Origin of the sequence: Frankia sp. AgKG'84/4 (genome assembly GCF_023242965.2) — a bacterium.
Lineage (GTDB): Bacteria > Actinomycetota > Actinomycetes > Frankiales > Frankiaceae > Frankia.
Genome location: NZ_JALKFU020001014.1, coordinates 1 through 1791, shown reverse-complemented (window position 1 = coordinate 1791; position 1791 = coordinate 1). Strand labels below are relative to the sequence as shown.

Below are 1791 nucleotides of genomic sequence, written 5' to 3'. Positions count from 1 at the left end.
CTCGCCGTCAGCACCGACAGGGCCGGCATCCACAAGGCTCACCCTGCGATCGTACGACCTGGGTACCGCCCGCCGCGGGTCAGGTCTCCAGCAGGGTGGCCAGGACCGAGTCCAGTTCCTGCTCGGTGTGCTCCTGGCCGGTGGGCACGAGGCGCTCGGTGCGGTCCAGGAACTGCCGCAACGACGTGGTCGAGACGACGACCACCGAGCGGCGGTCACCGTCGACCAGGTCGAGCCGGACGCCGCGGTGGCCCGGATCCGGGCCGATCCGCACGTCCCCGTCGCCAATGACCTGGTTCAGGCCGGTACGCAGGGCATCGCGGGGTGCCACCCAGCTGCCCTGCGGCAGCGCGGGGTGCTCCGGCCTGGACACCAGCGACATCGACACGGCCAGTGGGTCGCAGGCGCGCCAGCACAGCTGGAGCACCGTGACCCGCCCGCGGCCAGCGCCGTCGTCGACGACGAACTCCGCCGTCACGTCCTTTCCAAGCACGAGCTGGCTCCCTCGGTTCGCTTGCCCGATGTGTCGAGGGTCGCAGCCCCTCGTCCCCGGCGCCAGCGGGGTCACCGCTGACAGCGGAAAGTGTGTATATGGTCACCTTACGTCTTCCGACTGACCGCCGTCCGTCATCCCTCGACGACAGTGCGAGGGGCCCCGCCGTTGGAGTCGCACGCTATGCGTGATGAAATGGTTACGTGCAGGTGCAGCCCGGCCGGGATGATGGTCGCCGTAGGCTCGGTCCATGGCTGATCCGGCGTCCTACCGGCCCGCTACGGGCTCGATTCCCGAGACCCCCGGCGTCTATCGATTCCGCGACGAGCACGGCCGTGTGCTCTACGTCGGCAAGGCCAAGAACCTTCGGGCCCGGCTCGCCAACTACTTCGCCGATCCGTACACCCTCCATCCCCGCACACAGCACATGGTCCGCAGCGCGAGTGCCGTGGACTGGACCGTCGTCTCCACCGAGGTCGAGGCCCTCCAGCTCGAATACACCTGGATCAAGGAGTACGACCCGCGGTTCAACGTCCGGTACCGCGACGACAAGAGCTACCCGAGCCTCGCGGTGACCCTCCACGAGGAGTTCCCGCGGCTACAGGTCATGCGCGGGCCCAAGCGCAAGGGCGTGCGGTACTTCGGGCCGTACGCCCATGCCTGGGCCATCCGCGAGACCCTCGACCTGCTGCTGCGCGTCTTCCCCGCGCGGACCTGCTCGGCGGGGGTCTTCAAGCGGGCCGCCCAGGTCGGCCGGCCCTGCCTGCTGGGCTACATCGACCGCTGCTCGGCGCCGTGCGTCGGGCGCGTCGACGCCGCCGCCCACCGCGAGATCGTCGAGGACTTCTGCGACTTCATGTCCGGCCAGACCGGCCGCTACCTGCGCCGCCTCGAGCAGGACATGCGCCAGGCCGCCGAGGCACAGGAGTACGAGCGGGCCGCCCGCCTGCGCGACGACGCCAGCGCCCTGCGCCGGGCCATCGAGAAGCAGGCCGTCGTGCTGCCCGACGGCACCGACGCGGACGTGGTGGCCCTCGTCGAGGACGAGCTGGAGGCCGCCGTGTCGATCTTCTACGTCCGGGGCGGCCGGGTCCGCGGGCAGCGCGGCTGGGTCGTCGACCGGCTCGAGGAGGTCTCCACCGCCGACCTCGTCGAACAGTTCCTCACCCAGGAGTACCTCGACGGCACCGCGCCCAGCGTCAGCCCGGCCGCCCTCGCCGCCGGTGGCGAGCGCGGCGCCGACACCGGTGGCGGCAGCATCGACCTCGGCGACGGTTCCACGGTGGCCGGCCGGCGGG

At 71.2% G+C, this 1791-nt stretch carries 2 protein-coding genes; one reads left to right on the top strand and one right to left on the bottom strand.

The window, feature by feature from the left end:
* Positions 1-79: 79 nt before the first annotated feature.
* Positions 80-493: an SsgA family sporulation/cell division regulator gene (locus MXD58_RS26875; RefSeq protein ID WP_248839947.1), complete on the bottom strand. Its 414-nt coding sequence runs from the start codon at positions 491-493 to the stop codon at positions 80-82.
* Positions 494-743: 250 nt separating this feature from the next.
* Between MXD58_RS26875 and uvrC the strand changes: the two genes are divergently transcribed.
* On the top strand, positions 744-1791 hold a 1048-nt coding region (gene uvrC / locus MXD58_RS26870; RefSeq protein ID WP_250610607.1), incomplete at its 3' end, for an excinuclease ABC subunit UvrC.